The sequence below is a fragment of the Saccharicrinis sp. GN24d3 genome (assembly GCF_052400645.1).
In the GTDB taxonomy this organism is placed as follows: domain Bacteria; phylum Bacteroidota; class Bacteroidia; order Bacteroidales; family Marinilabiliaceae; genus Saccharicrinis.
The window spans coordinates 1-14,760 of sequence record NZ_JBQTGI010000004.1; the positions used below are offsets into that span (position 1 = coordinate 1).

Here is a 14,760-nt window from a genome sequence, read left to right on the forward strand (position 1 = left end):
AGGCATTACTGAAACGAGGCATCACTTGTCCCGATTACTTTCGGGAGCATCGTTCTGGTGAGTTGAAGTGATGCAACCAAGTGTCTTGTTTTAAAGTAATTTCAACGTGTAATAGAATTTCTAATGCATATTGCGGGTTTAACCAATACAAAGTTGTGGTAAAAACAAATAAAGAAAAAGGTTAATAAAGGAGCATGAATGGTAAATGTGTAACCTTCGCAAAGGTGTTTCCAGCCTGATATATTTCAGTTTGCTCAACGTCATCAACCGAAATCCGAACACCGCGGCACATGGTACAAAAAGTGCACATGTTATACGTACATCCAACTGATACTCGTAACAATAGTATATTTCCTTACAAGGTGGTCGATAAATCGTCCTTTTATAATTAATTGTTATTTGATAAGATCAGATGTAAAATAAATCAGTTCACCAATGGTGGATCTATCTTAAATTTGTGGATTTGCATATTGCCATAAGTACCGGTATCGTTGCCGAAATATTCTCCGGTATGGGCTTTATGTTCGTCACACAAAGTTAAATCAAACAATGGCTCCGCACTTTTTTACGCCCGTGCCCAGTACTTCCCTAAATCTTCTTTGACCATCCTTGTATTCGATAGCGAACCGGCGTTGACAGCAATAATGTTGCACCCTTTCATTGCAAATCCATATAGACGCTCCACATGGTTATGCCCAGTTTGCCTTGTGCGTAAAGCGCATTAACACTAATCGATTCTTTGCCCATCACGGCTTTATACAAAATATCCGATTGAGCTGAAGAACTCAGATTGATAATACGGGTATTGGTGCTTTTTTCGAACAGGTGCGCCACCCTTTCATCAACAGACAGGGTGCTAAATAGTTTACCACAAACCGAATATCCAACCCATCTTTGTTCTGATTTGCCGTACTTTTTAAAACACCCTCATTGTTGATGAGTACATCAATATGGTCAACTTGCTGTTTCATTTTCACTGCACCCAAATTGGAAAAATCTGCCTCAAAACCACGAATATTTTCGTTGTTTGACTTAGATTTTACCTCTGCCTTTACCGTATTTATCGTTTCCTGTTTCTAACATGAAGATAAACTGTATGCCCTTCGGCAGGTTACCTGATAACAGCTAATTATCCGAAACCATCGGTACTACTGTAATTAATATGTTTTTTTTCATTTCCTATTTTATTTAATTTTTTAAAATAGAGCCGGGTTACAAGTACCTTGTATTTGACTCCTTTTTTGTATCTGTGCAGGACATTGCAAAAATGCCATTGCAAACAAGTAATTTGTTTGCAATTTATTCATCTCAATTTATGATTTGTTTTTCACGAGTGTCCAACAAAAACGCGCTCCTAAAAACCAAAAACTCCTTTGTCTCAAGCCGAAGGGCTTTACATTCTTAGTTCGCCTATCTTTATATATATCAACAACTTTTATTTTAGGCGGATTAATCACCCATACAGCATGCTTACTCGTTTAAAACTCTTGCTGTTCTAATGGATACGATAGACTAAATAATGCTTAGTCCGCCAGTAATGTTTGTTTTTCTAAAACTGAATCACGGTTTTTCCGATCGTTTTCCCTGATTCCTGCATTTTGTGCGCTTCTTTCAGATTTTCAACCGTAAATCCATTTAAAGTTGTTGTGAGCGTTGATTTTAGTATTCCGTTATCCAGCAAATCAGCTATCTGGTTTAAAATATCATGTTGTTTTTCTATATCGTCGGTAGTAAACATCGAACGGGTGTACATTAATTCCCAGGAAAAAGTAACACTCTTGGTTTTGAGTAAATCCAGGTTTAATGGTTTGCTACTGCCGGTAATGGAAACAATATGGCCTTGTGGTTTGATGATTTCAGCAATGGTTTCCCAATAGCCCTCCAAATCCACAAAATCCAAAATGTAATTCACTTGTCCATGACCAATTTCTTCCAATTCTGTTTTTAAATCATGATGATTTACGACAAAATCAGCACCTAAATCTTTGCACCATTTGATGGAGTCAGGACGTGAAGCACTAGCAATCACCGTGAGTCCCGCCACTTTTTTGGCAATTTGTATGGCAATAGAACCAACACCACCTGCACCCGCTAAAATCAATACCGTTTTTCCTTTATCGGTTTCAGGATTTACTTTAATGCGGTCGAATATGGATTCCCAGGCCGTTAACCCGGTAAGTGGAATAGCTGCTGCCTCAGCAATACTTAGGTTTTTGGGTTTAAAACCAACAATACGTTCATCCGTTAACTGGTATTCCGCGTTACTGCCACTGCGGGTGAGATCCCCGGCATAATATACCTGGTCACCCACTTTAAATTTTGATGTTGCTTCGCCCACTGCCTCAACAATACCCACTGCATCCCATCCAATAACTTTTGGCATATCCAGGACTGCAGCTGCAGCTGCGGTTTGACGAATTTTAAAATCAACAGGATTTACCGAAATTGCTGCTATTTTCACCAACAAATCAAATCCTGTTGGTGTTGGTTTTTCCATTTCAAATTCAACAAGACTTTCTTTTTCTGTAATAGGTAATGATTTTCTAAATCCAATTGCTTTCATATTTGTGTTTTTAAATGTTTACTATATTTTTTATAGTTACAAAATTATATATAGTTTTGTTACCAGTCAATAACGGTCAAAAAGGATAGTATAGGATTATGCAAAAGGAAGAACATAAAATGTACACATTCAAGGGAAGGGAATATCCTTGCTGTGCCAGTCTTACGATGGGGGTTATCGGTGGTAAATGGAAAACTGTAATTCTTTATCATTTAATAGATGGAAAAATGCGTTACCATGAACTGCGGAAAGAAATGCCCACAGTTACCGAACGAACGTTAAGTTTACAGCTGAAAAGCCTGGAAGAGGATGGCATTATTCAAAGAACGGTACATACAACAAAGCCACCTTTAAAAGTTGAATATTCGTTAACTGAGCTGGGAAAAACGCTTATACCACTTTTAAGATCTATTGCCGATTGGGGAGATTATGTGGTTGGAAAATACGGCGGACCAAAATAACAGGCTATAACCCGCAATATGCATCAAAATCCTGTTACACAATTAAACTACTTCAAAACAAGGCGTTTCACCATGTTGCTTCAACTCACCAAAACGGCGTCATGCCTCATTTCAGCAACGCCTTGTTTTACGGTATTGTGAATGCTCATTGCGTTTCACTAACACTAATCCGGCTTTAACTTATTCCGATGGCATAAAGAGATGAGGAGTGGCCAAGTTGCAACTAAACTAAAGCTTGCGAAATCCAGCCGGAGTGCAACTTGTGTGTTTCTTGAAATATTTAAGAAAATTGGTGGGCTCATCAAAACCTAAAGCATAGGCAGTTTCTTTTACGGAAAGAGAAGTGGTCACCAATATTCTTTTAGCTTCTAAAATCACGTAACTATCAATAAATGCTTTTGCTGTTGTTTTTACAATTTCCTTACATACCTGGTTTAGGAATTTATATGAAACCGACATTTCAGCGGCATAGGTTTTGGCATCACGGCTTTTTGAAAAATTTTTTTCTACCAATAATTTAAAATGGTTAAAGCAGTCCAAATATTTATTTACAATAAAATTTGATGAACGGTCATTTTCGTCATTCATCTTCAAGAGGTAAATACTGAGTAAGGCTCCAATAACATTAGGTAAAGTTGAAGAATTCCTTTGCAACTCTTTTTTTAACGAACGAATCAGTGTTTGGTTATGGTCGGGATTATTTATTTTTTTTTGCCCCAGGAAATAATTATACAAATGGTTAATCTGTGCTATCGTAGAGCTTGCTATGTATTTCTGCATGAACTCTTCAGTAAAAAGTATCATATAACCTTTATACCTAGAGTGTACATCAAAAGCATGTATCTGACCTTTTGAAATCACCATTACATCTCCTTCTTGTAAATCATGTGTTTCAAAATCAACAGAATGTCGAACCATTCCATCGGTAATAATAAGTATAATATTAAAGCTCAATCGATGGGCTTGAAATGGATCATGGTCTGTAGGTTTCTTTAAATTAGAAATAAATTCTTCCAGCACTTTGAGTTCAAATCCATTGATGTGCTCTACTCTACGGTTATTAAATTTTATTTCAGGAATATTTCTCATTGATATTTACATATCGTTTATTGCAAGTGTAACAATATTAACCATTTTTGCTGAACAATTAATCTAAGTAATCAACAAAAGCAGTATCAAAATTATCAGAAATAAACGTATGCAGGCCAAAATTCTTATTATTTTTCCCTTTTATGATAAAATAAGTCAAGTTAGGGATAAGCCATAAAATGGACAAAAAAAACAGTAAATAATCCAGATTGAATCGGGGTGGAATATTCATTAGGGGGAAAAGTAAATATTGCATGGTAAATAAGCTTGTTTGTGCCCTGTTAAAAATTATAAACGTAGTAGGAGCTATATGAACGGTAACCCATAGTTAAGCAATCATTGTTATACCCTAAAATCGCTTGACAAATTTTACATTACTTTTTTTAAAGAGAATACAAACATAAATTATATCAATAAAAGACAAAACAGTCCTGTGATTTAATGCAAAAATTTTCAACATCAGGATTACCTCGATAAGGCTATTACCTGCTGACATTAAATAATTTTTCAAATTTCTAATGACAGATCTCGTTTAAATATAGTGTAAGTTTTTTCGATTCTTAAGCCTATCATGTTCTAATCTTATTTGTTCCTTGAGCAAATCCAACAATTTTGACTTTGTACTTTATGAATATTTGTGTTAAATTACATACAATTAAGCTTGCAGTATTTTAGGAATCCGTATTTTTTAGTTTCTAATAAAAAATCTAATTCGGAGGTCATACATGAGAAAGTTTACACAAACATTCACAATGCTCGCCGGCATCGCCATTACTCTGATTAGCCAGGCCTGTTCAAACGAAGATTTGCACCAGCTCCATCAGGATCGACTCGATATCGGACGCGCCCTGCTGGAAGTACAGGCGCCTAACGTAGCTGAAGTCCTGCCGTACTACACAGACAACATTGAGTACCACGACCCCATCGTGGACATCTACGGAATTCAAGATATGACTGCTTTCCTCAATCAGCTCATCATAGGTGCCTCGCCCAATCTGGTCACAACTATCGAGGACGAGACCCTCTCCGACGACATCTATTCGGCAACGTGGACCATGTCCGGAGATTTCCTCAGTGTTCCATATCAGGCCAAGGGCATCTCTATCTTTAAGTTCCGGCCCAACTCTTCTCTGGTGTACTACCAGCGGGACTACTATTCCGAGGGTGACATCATGGCCACGATCCCGGGTCTGGATGAGGCCATCGGGGGCTTCAGGACATACTACAGGTGCGCTGTGGATCCTACCTTCGTCTGCCCACTCACCCTTTCCTCTATAAGCACAGAAAATAACCAACTGCGTTCGCAGCAACAGATAAGCAGCGATCAACTAGTGGTCGGTCGTCAACTGGTCGAGATCAATGCAGGAAACTGGACGAACGTGATCCCCTTCCTGGCCAGTGACTACGAGTACCACGACCCTATCGTCGACATCTATGGTCCCGACACGATGTCCCAGTTTCTGGGCCGTCTGTTTGCCGGATCTTCGAACTTGTACACCACCGTCGAGGATGAGACCATGACAGACGATATTTATATGGCGACTTGGACCATGTCCGGTGTATTTAACGGAGCTCCTTTTAGCGCTCCCGGCATGTCAATTGTTAAGTTTGTTGAAGGTTCGACTCAGACCTATTATTCCCGTGACTACTACACCGAGGGCGACGTAATGCTTGGCGTCCCCGAACTCGCCAATGCTGTACTCGGTTTTCGCGACTACTACCGTAATGCCGTAGACCCAACCTACGACAGTCCCCAATAGGGGTACGGCCATCCGTGCCTGCCCCTCCGTTAAATTAGATGCCGTCAAAAATCATTTACAAATCATGAGGTAAATAGTCTGGAATAAACATGTTATAAATAAATCATTTACAATTTTCAACAACCCTTTGGTTGTACCCCAATACTTTTGCCTTTCGAAGATGCTACCCTGCAAATGGTCTTTTTTAATTAGCACACTTTTACGGTAAAAAAAGGGGGCGCATTGCAAAGCGCAAATGTATCCTCCTTTCGGCTTTTTCATTTTCTGATTTTGGAATCTTATTTGATTTCTTCACGTCACCATGTTTTGCCACTACAAACGTGTTAACATTATCGGTCTTTTCCCAAAATGCAAATACACGATAGTGAAGCGACAGAAACTTTGTCCTGAAATACCAAATTTCACCTTCTAGTTTCTCAAATAGTTTCGGGTCATTTATATAAAGTCTTACGACAATTTTGGAATTATGCTAACAACATTTTTTCAGTTGGATACACAAAAAAAAGAGTGTCCATTACGAACACTCTTTACTCTATCATCGATTAGTCAATTTTAAGATACATTTCGGCATTCTCTATACGAGTCCCGCAAATCCCATAAAGGCCAGTGCGAGGATTCCTGCTACCAACAGAGCAATAGGCGTACCTTTCATACCTTTGGGTAGGTCAACCAAATCCAATTGCTCGCGGATACCTGCAAAGATGATCAGCGCCAAACCAAAACCGATGGCAGTTGCAGTTGAAAAGACCACGGCTTCCAACAGATCATAATCTTTTTGGATGGTAAGGATAGCAACACCTAAGATAGCACAGTTGGTGGTAATCAATGGTAAGAACACCCCTAACGCCTGATACAAAGGAGGACTTACTTTTTTAAGGATAATCTCAACCAATTGCACCAGGGAAGCAATTACCAAAATAAACGTGATGGTTTGCAAATACCCTAAACCAAAGGCATCCAACACAAACTTTTGTACCAGATAAGTAATAATAGTAGCCAGCACCATTACAAAGGTTACTGCCCCCGTCATACCAATACCGGTGGAAATCTTTTTAGAAACTCCAAGGAATGGACAAATCCCCAGGAATTGAGCCAATACAATGTTATTAACAAATATGGCAGATATAAATATTAAAACGTATTCCATTTTTAGGCTTTTTTAAGTCTGTCAATAACTGCAATTAAATATCCCAAGGCGATAAATGCGCCGGGAGCCAGCACAAATACCAGCATTCCGTATTCCTCTGGGAAGATGACCATGTCGAACATTTTACCGCTTCCGAGAAACTCTCTCACCGCACCCAGCATTGTCAAGGCCATGGCAAAACCCAGCCCCATACCTGCACCATCAATTAAAGATGATGCAAAGCCGTTTTTAGAGGCAAAAGCCTCTGCTCGACCAAGTACCACACAGTTAACCACAATAAGTGGAATAAACAGGCCTAACGATTCAAAAAGGGCTGGCAAGTAGGCTTGCATTAATAGCTCCACCACGGTTACAAAGGAAGCGATAATCACGATAAATGATGGTATACGCACTTTGTCCGGAATAAGATCTTTTACCAGGGAAACCACAATATTACTCATAATAAGCACAAAAGTTGTAGCCAACCCCATCCCCAGACCGTTTATAGCGGAAGATGTTACACCCAACGTGGGACACATTCCCAACAATAAGGTAAAAACAGCATTCTCTTTAAAGAAGCCTTTTGTAAAATTCTGTAACTGATTCATTGTTCGCCTCCTTCTGTTTTATAGGTATCGTAAGCTATCATAATCGCATCTAAAAATGCTCTTGAACTGATGGTAGCCGCGGTGATGGCATCGATATCTCCACCGTCCTTAGAAACGACCATCCTGGTTTCGGCAGGATCCAAGCCTAAAACGTTTTGTTTGGTGTTTTCAACCCTAAACCACTCTTGCATCTTAGACCCCAGCCCAGGCGTTTCTTTATGTTCCAAGACTGAATAATTAATAATTGTTCCATCGGGTTTTAGGCCAAGCATGACTTTAAACTCGCCACTAAACCCTTTTTCAGTTTTGGTGGAGATGGCCACACCTAAAAGTTCATCGCCTTTTTTGCAGGGGAACACCCGAAGTAAAAAACCTTCTTTCGAAGTCAGTTCATACGCTTCGTCGGTGGGGTTATTATCGAACCCGGGAACTACTTCTTCAATTGCCTTTTGTTGTTTGGCCAATTTAGCTGTGGCAATAGGTTCTTTGGTTACTTTGTAAACCATACCAAGCGTGCCCCCAGCTATCGCCGTAATAACCAGCAAGGCAACCACCATGTTTACTAATGTTGATTCTGTTTTTGCCATGATTCAAATTATTTAGCAACCACCGGTTTCTCTCCGAAACGCTTTGGTTTAATGTATTTATCGATTAAGGGAACAAAAGCGTTCATGATCAGGATCGCAAAGGAAATCCCTTCGGGATAGGCCCCATATGTCCTGATGGCTACCGTAATCACACCTATTCCAATTCCAAATATTACTGCGCCCTTATTGCTCATGGGCGAACTTGAATAATCGGTTGCCATAAACACAGCTCCCAGGAACAGACCTCCTGATAATATGTGGAACATTGGCGGTGCGTACATCATAGGGTTCAACCAGTGCAAGATGCCGGTAAAAACAAACACCGTGACGATGATAGCAGCCGGAATATGTGGGGTTACAATCTTACGCCAAATCATAATTCCCAGTCCTATCAAAATAGCCAGACCAGCCATTTCTCCGGCACTACCTCCCTGCAGCCCTAAAAACATATCGCGATAACTTGGTATCTCGTTTAACACGTTTGTTGGAAGCTCGCCTTTGGCCAATGCTTCCTTCATCACCGATAAAGGTGTTGCTCCAGTAGTTACATCCGTATAGGTAAATGGAATCCTTTTAGGCACGGGCCAAGAGGTCATTTGTACCGGATAGGAAATCAACAAGAAAACCCTTCCCACCAAAGCGGGGTTAAAGGGATTGTTACCCAATCCACCAAACGACATTTTTCCAATACCAATAGATACCAACGCACCAATAATGATAATGTGAATGGGCAGGTTACTCGGAATGTTAAATGCCAATAACAAACCTGTTATCATGGCCGACCCATCCCAAACGGTAGTTTCCCGCTTCATTAAGAACACCTGGATGACATGCTCAAAAACCATGCAAGCCACAACAGCTGTTACAGATACAACCACAGCGCCTAAACCAAAGTTGTAGAAGGAAATCAACAGAGCCGGAACAAGGGCAATGATAACTCCGTACATATTTTTTTTCACGCTATCGCCACTGTGAATGTGCGGGGAAGGTGAAATAGTTAATGTGCTCATATTTTAATTATTTAACTAACTCTTAATTTTTATTTAGTCATTACGAATAATCCTCATGTATACTTATCTGGTGCGACTGCGCATAATCTGTCCCACTTTTCCCTTGCCCAGTCGGATATAATCCAACAATGGTCGATTGGCAGGGCAAGTGTAACTGCACGAACCACATTCGATACAATCCATGATATGTTCCTCTTCTGCCCTGTCCCATACAGCCTTATCGCTAACGGTCATCAACAAGAACGGTTCCAGTCCCATAGGACACACCTGCGTACATTTGGCACACCTGATGCAGTTTTGCATGGGCTGACGTTTCGCTTCTTCATCCTTGATAATAAGGACTCCCGAACTGCCCTTGGTAACAGGCACGTCTGTGTTTACAAGTGCTTTACCCATCATTGGGCCGCCACCTACCACTTTACCGGTATCTTCCGGAAGACCACCAGCGGCTTCAATCAAAATATTAATCGGGGTTCCTATTCTGGTCAGGAAATTAGATGGTTTTGAAACGGACTTTCCGGTGATGGTAACCACTCGCTCAAACAAAGGCTTATTTTTTTGAACCGCTTCGTAAACGGCCAACGTAGTTCCCACGTTTTGAACCACGGCACCTACCTCAATGGGCAATTTCCCGGAAGGAATCTGACGTTTGATACAAGCATCTATCAACTGCTTTTCTCCACCTTGCGGATACTGAACTTTTAACGGTTCTATGGTGATACCGGGATAAGAAGAAGCTAACGATTGCATATGCTGAATAGCATCCGGTTTGTTGTTTTCGATACCGATGATGGCCTTGTCTACCTTAAGGGCTTTCATGATGATTTGCGTTCCCACCATGATCTCGTCACCCTTTTCCATCATCAACTGGTGGTCGGCGGTCAAATAAGGCTCACACTCTACGGCATTAAGAATCAGAATATCGCATTTTTTTCCCGGAGGAACAGATAACTTAACATGCGAAGGAAAAGTTGCGCCTCCCAGCCCAACGATACCTGCTTCGGCTACTGCTTTAACTATTTCCTCTGGAGTGGCAGTGATATCTTTTTTGAGTTCTGTACTTCTATCAATGCTTTCTTCCCATTCGTCACCTTCAACATTAATGATGATGGCAGGCTTACGGTATCCGCTGGCATCCACAATATCGTCTATTTTAAAAACGGTACCAGATACCGGAGAGTGGATATTGGTTGATACAAACCCTGCTGACTTGGCAATTAAAGTACCCACTTTAACCACATCGCCCTTTTTAACCACCGGGGCAGCCGGAGCACCTATATGCTGAGCAACCGGGATGGCTACTTGCGAAGGAACCGGCAAGGTCTCAATTTTTTTACCGGCCGAAAATTTGTTTTCGGGAGGATGAATACCTCCAAGTGAAAAAGTTTTTAACACGTTTATTCCTCCTTGTTTTTATTATCCGAAGATGTATTGTTATCGTTTTTTACAGCATTGCTTGGTGTAGAAGCTGCAGGTTTCGCGGCAACCGGGCCTTCAGCTGTCTTGGCTGCTGCGGGCTTAGCCTCCGGTTTTGCTTTTCGCAAAGGGAAGTTGATTTCATGAATGGCATGCGTAGGACATACAACCACACACTTTCTACACAATTTACATTTGTGGTAATCGATGTACGCCAGATTGTTCTCCACAGTTATCGCATCAAAAGGACATTCCTTTTCGCACTTTCTACATCCGATACAAGCCGTGGAACATGCCTTTTTAGCTACTCCACCTTTGTCTTTATTTACGCACGAAACAAAAATCCTGCGTTCCTTGGGACCCCGTTTTCTCAGTTCGATAATGTCTTTTGGACATGCATCCACACAAGCGCCACATGCCACACAGTTGTCTTTAACAACCGGTAACCCGGTTTTTTCGTCCATATACATGGCATCGAAATTACAAGCTTCAACACAGTCGCCACATCCTAAGCATCCATAACTACAACCGGTATCACCCCCATAAAGTGAAGCTGCAACAGCACACGATGTGGCTCCGTCGTATTGGTTGGTTTTAGGACGGTTTTCACAGGTTCCATTACACCGAACAACCGCTATCATTGGGTCGGCAGCCTTCACCTCTTTACCCAGGATGCTTGCTGCCGCACTCATGGTTTCAGCACCTCCCACCGGACAGTTTAATGAAGAAATATCGTCACTCTTCACCAGGGCTTCAGCAAAAGCCCTGCAGCCCGGAAAACCACAACCACCGCAGTTGGCGGCGGGCAATACTTCTTCGACCTGATCGATTCTTGGATCTTCGAACACTTTAAACTTTTGAGCCACAAAGTAGAGCACCAAAGCCGCCACGGTTCCAAGTATTCCAAGCGTTAAAACAGTTATTACTACTACGTTCATTTTTTATTAATTTTATCTAACCGATTATTTTTTTAATTGTAAATACAAATGTTTTCTCCAGTTTAGGCGTATACATCTTAACCCCGATAAAATACGGAACCAATACCACCAAGGAGGCAATACCTGCTATACCCTCGTTCTTAGTGATTCCGTATACCACAAATAAGGTGATGAACACCAATATAAATGGGAAAATGTATGCAATTAGCGATGCTTTTAAGCCCAGCGACTTCTGCCCCTTAATAACTACCTGTTGACCAACAGCCAAATTACCAACACCATATGTGTTAACGTCGATTATCTTTTCTTTCATATCAGATGCCGTACAGGCCCCTTTTGCATGACAAGATGCACATGCCGATTCGCTTATTATACGAACTTTGACCTGACCTGAATTGACCTCTTCAACGTATCCTGTATGCTCTACAAACTTTAATTCCGTCATGATTTTAAGGGAAATTTCCGAACAAATGTAATTAATCAGTTATTACGGAAAACGCCATTTTGCTATTTGGAATTGGTATAAATAAACAGAATTGCTATCCAGACATTACAAAACCCTTGTAAATAGTGCAAAGTAGAGATTGCAATTTATAAAATGTGGGTATAATTTTTTTTTGCAATTTCTCAAAACTGTCATTTGTTAGGTTAAGTATTGACATAATGGAGATTATAAAGAAATTTTTCTTTAATTGAATGGGTGATTTTGGAGGGGCAATAACAATTCGTAATCAATCCACAAAAAAACGGACCGTAAACGACACGAATTTACACGTTTATCATATTTGTTTTGTGTTCATTCCTGAAATTAATGGCTTTATTATTGTATTTTCTGCCACCGCAAGGCCTAGGATATCAAACTCCAGTTCATCTTTTGCCGGGCCAGCTTGGTGAGTTGTTTGTTGAGTACCTGATTTTCCGGTTTTTCCAATATCGGGTCATTATCCAGGATGGTATTGGCCACATTACGGGCATGATGTAATAATTGAGAATCACGGGTAAGGTTGGCTATCTTTAGTTCAAAGGGCAGACCGCTTTGCTGGGTGCCTTCCAGGTCGCCCGGGCCGCGCAGTTTCATGTCGGCTTCGGCAATTTCAAAGCCATCGTTTGAATCCACCATAATATTCATTCGTTTCTTGGTGTCTTCCCCTAATTTATAACCAGTCATTAGGATACAAAAACTTTGCTCCGCGCCACGTCCCACCCGTCCGCGTAACTGATGGAGCTGAGACAAGCCAAAACGCTCCGCACTTTCGATAATCATTACCGAAGCATTGGGTACATTTACGCCAACCTCAATAACGGTGGTGGATACCAATATCTGAGCCTCACCACTAGCGAATTCCTGCATTGCAGCATCTTTTTCTGCGGGTTTCATCTTACCATGCACCATAGTGGTTTTATATACAGGAAAAGCAGACCGCATATACTCCAGCCCTTCGGCCAGGTTCTTAAAATCCAGCTTTTCCGATTCCTCAATCAACGGATACACTACATACACCTGTCTCCCTTTTTCAATCTCGGCTTTAATAAAATGATTGAGGTTGTTGCGTCGGTTGTGAAAATAATGCCTGGTTTCGATTGGTTTACGACCAGGGGGAAGCTCATCGATGACCGACACATCCAAATCGCCATACACCGTCATGGCGAGGGTGCGAGGTATGGGTGTTGCCGTCATCACCAATATATGGGGAGGAATATGGTTCTTTTTCCAGAGTTTGGCACGCTGTGCCACGCCAAAACGGTGTTGCTCGTCGATGATGACCATTCCCAAATTCTTGAACTCAACAATGTCCTCCAACAATGCATGCGTGCCGATAAGGATTTGCAGTTCACCCGATTTGAGTTCGGCATGAATCTGCGCGCGTTCCCTCTTCTTGCTCGAGCCTGTCAACAGCTTTACATTTAAATCCATTCCCTTGAGCAAACCTAGGATAGACTCAAAGTGCTGTGTGGCCAGTATTTCTGTAGGTGCCATCAGGCAAGCCTGGAAACTGTTATCTAAAGCAATTAACATCACCATTAATGCTACCATGGTCTTTCCGCTACCCACATCACCTTGTAAAAGCCGGTTCATCTGCCTGCCCGAACCGATATCGTGTCTGATTTCGCGTATTACCCTCTTTTGCGCACCTGTTAGCTCAAAAGGCAGATTATTATAGAAAAAGTGATTAAAATAATCTCCCACCGTCGAAAAAATATGTCCCTGTATATTTTGGTTTCGCTGTTTTTTAAGTTTTAAAATGTTCAGTTGTATGTAGAACAACTCCTCAAACTTTAACCTGAACTGAGCTTGTTGCAAGCTTTGAGAATCAGGTGGAAAATGAACGATCCTTAATGCCTGATCGAGTAACATCAGCTTATATTGCTGAATGATATAAGACGGTAATGTTTCAGAGATTGCTCCCTGAAACGACCGGAAGATATTTTGCTGCATTTTCTGAATAGCTTTGGAATTCAGATAACCCTTCTTCATTTTTTCGGTGGTGTTGTAAAAGGCCTGCAATCCTGATGCAATTGCAGGTTTGTTGGCATCCACCTTTTCCATTTCGGGATGAACGATGTTATAAGTCCGGTTGAAGATACTGGGTTTGCCAAAAATGATGTATTCGGCATTCGCGTCAAGACCTGACTTTATCTGCTTTATATACTTAAACCAAACCAGTTCTATCACCCCTGTTTCGTCCGCGAACCGAGCTACCAAACGCTGTGACTTTCCTGAGCCCACCGTGTTTAAGGCAATAACTTTACCTTGTAGTTGAATATGCGAAGAGGTACTGCTTATTTCCCTAATTTTATACGTCCGGCTTCTGTCGACATATTTGTAAGGAAAATGATATAACAAGTCCTCATAAGATTGAATTTTAAGTTCGCTCTTGAGCACTTCTGCTTTTTTAGGGCCAACACCGGGCAAATATGTTATCTCTTTTGTGGATAGTTCGGACATGAAGCCATCATTATAATATAAACACTTCGGCATCATGCCGAAGTAAGTTTCAACGGAGAAATTTTAATACTTAAAACTGCAATCTGTTTAATCCTCCTTCAACAAATGCACATTGCAAAAATAATGTAATGAAACGGATGTTCCAAGAGTATGAACACAGATGGAATTGGGCATGGAGTTTTTCAACAAAGCGCCTACCGTCTTAAGCTCTTATTGCTTAGGAGCAGGTTGTACATTGTATCTCTAACTAGCTAT

Annotated in this window: 14 protein-coding genes; 2 read left to right on the top strand and 12 right to left on the bottom strand. The window is 41.0% G+C overall.

Going from position 1 to position 14,760, the window contains the following annotated elements:
* Positions 1–785 precede the first annotated feature (785 nt).
* On the bottom strand, positions 786–971 hold the full coding sequence (locus ACT29I_RS06260; RefSeq protein ID WP_444792958.1) for a hypothetical protein: 186 nt from the start codon (positions 969–971) through the stop codon (positions 786–788).
* A 578-nt stretch (positions 972–1,549) separates the two neighbouring features.
* Positions 1,550–2,563 (bottom strand): zinc-binding alcohol dehydrogenase family protein, encoded by a 1,014-nt coding sequence (locus tag ACT29I_RS06265; protein ID WP_444792959.1) that lies wholly within the window; start codon positions 2,561–2,563, stop codon positions 1,550–1,552.
* A 98-nt stretch (positions 2,564–2,661) separates the two neighbouring features.
* Between ACT29I_RS06265 and ACT29I_RS06270 the strand changes: the two genes are divergently transcribed.
* Positions 2,662–3,024, top strand: coding sequence for a winged helix-turn-helix transcriptional regulator (locus ACT29I_RS06270; protein ID WP_444792960.1), 363 nt, complete (start codon positions 2,662–2,664; stop codon positions 3,022–3,024).
* Between the two features lie 228 nt (positions 3,025–3,252).
* On the opposite strand, the gene ACT29I_RS06275 is transcribed toward ACT29I_RS06270, so the two are convergent.
* On the bottom strand, positions 3,253–4,113 hold the full coding sequence (locus tag ACT29I_RS06275; protein WP_444792961.1) for an AraC family transcriptional regulator: 861 nt from the start codon (positions 4,111–4,113) through the stop codon (positions 3,253–3,255).
* A 725-nt stretch (positions 4,114–4,838) separates the two neighbouring features.
* Between ACT29I_RS06275 and ACT29I_RS06280 the strand changes: the two genes are divergently transcribed.
* Positions 4,839–5,873: a nuclear transport factor 2 family protein gene (locus ACT29I_RS06280; RefSeq protein ID WP_444792962.1), complete on the top strand. Its 1,035-nt coding sequence runs from the start codon at positions 4,839–4,841 to the stop codon at positions 5,871–5,873.
* Positions 5,874–6,072: 199 nt separating this feature from the next.
* On the opposite strand, the gene ACT29I_RS06285 is transcribed toward ACT29I_RS06280, so the two are convergent.
* The 9 genes from ACT29I_RS06285 to recG form a co-directional block, all read right to left on the bottom strand.
* The gene (locus ACT29I_RS06285; protein WP_444793096.1) at positions 6,073–6,330 is read right to left on the bottom strand and encodes a type II toxin-antitoxin system RelE/ParE family toxin; all 258 of its coding nucleotides are present in this window, start codon (positions 6,328–6,330) and stop codon (positions 6,073–6,075) included.
* A 117-nt stretch (positions 6,331–6,447) separates the two neighbouring features.
* Positions 6,448–7,020, bottom strand: a complete 573-nt coding sequence (rsxA, locus tag ACT29I_RS06290) for an electron transport complex subunit RsxA (RefSeq protein ID WP_430934225.1) — start codon at positions 7,018–7,020, stop codon at positions 6,448–6,450.
* Positions 7,021–7,022: 2 nt separating this feature from the next.
* On the bottom strand, positions 7,023–7,607 hold the full coding sequence (locus ACT29I_RS06295) for an RnfABCDGE type electron transport complex subunit E (protein WP_430934224.1): 585 nt from the start codon (positions 7,605–7,607) through the stop codon (positions 7,023–7,025).
* Complete coding sequence (locus tag ACT29I_RS06300; protein WP_430934223.1) at positions 7,604–8,194, bottom strand: RnfABCDGE type electron transport complex subunit G; 591 nt, start codon at positions 8,192–8,194, stop codon at positions 7,604–7,606. Before ACT29I_RS06300 ends, ACT29I_RS06295 begins: the two co-directional genes overlap by 4 nt.
* Positions 8,195–8,202: 8 nt before the next feature.
* Positions 8,203–9,204 (bottom strand): RnfABCDGE type electron transport complex subunit D, encoded by a 1,002-nt coding sequence (locus ACT29I_RS06305; RefSeq protein WP_430934222.1) that lies wholly within the window; start codon positions 9,202–9,204, stop codon positions 8,203–8,205.
* A 63-nt stretch (positions 9,205–9,267) separates the two neighbouring features.
* A complete protein-coding gene (gene rsxC / locus ACT29I_RS06310; RefSeq protein ID WP_430934221.1) occupies positions 9,268–10,599 on the bottom strand; it encodes an electron transport complex subunit RsxC in 1,332 nt (443 codons plus the stop codon).
* 2 nt (positions 10,600–10,601) lie between these two features.
* Complete coding sequence (locus ACT29I_RS06315; RefSeq protein ID WP_430934220.1) at positions 10,602–11,558, bottom strand: Fe-S cluster domain-containing protein; 957 nt, start codon at positions 11,556–11,558, stop codon at positions 10,602–10,604.
* A gap of 16 nt (positions 11,559–11,574) precedes the next feature.
* Positions 11,575–12,003 carry a SoxR reducing system RseC family protein gene (locus ACT29I_RS06320; protein ID WP_430934219.1) on the bottom strand — a complete coding sequence of 143 codons (429 nt, stop codon included), beginning with the start codon at positions 12,001–12,003 and terminating at the stop codon, positions 11,575–11,577.
* 402 nt (positions 12,004–12,405) lie between these two features.
* Positions 12,406–14,505: an ATP-dependent DNA helicase RecG gene (recG, locus tag ACT29I_RS06325; protein WP_444792963.1), complete on the bottom strand. Its 2,100-nt coding sequence runs from the start codon at positions 14,503–14,505 to the stop codon at positions 12,406–12,408.
* Positions 14,506–14,760: the final 255 nt, after the last annotated feature.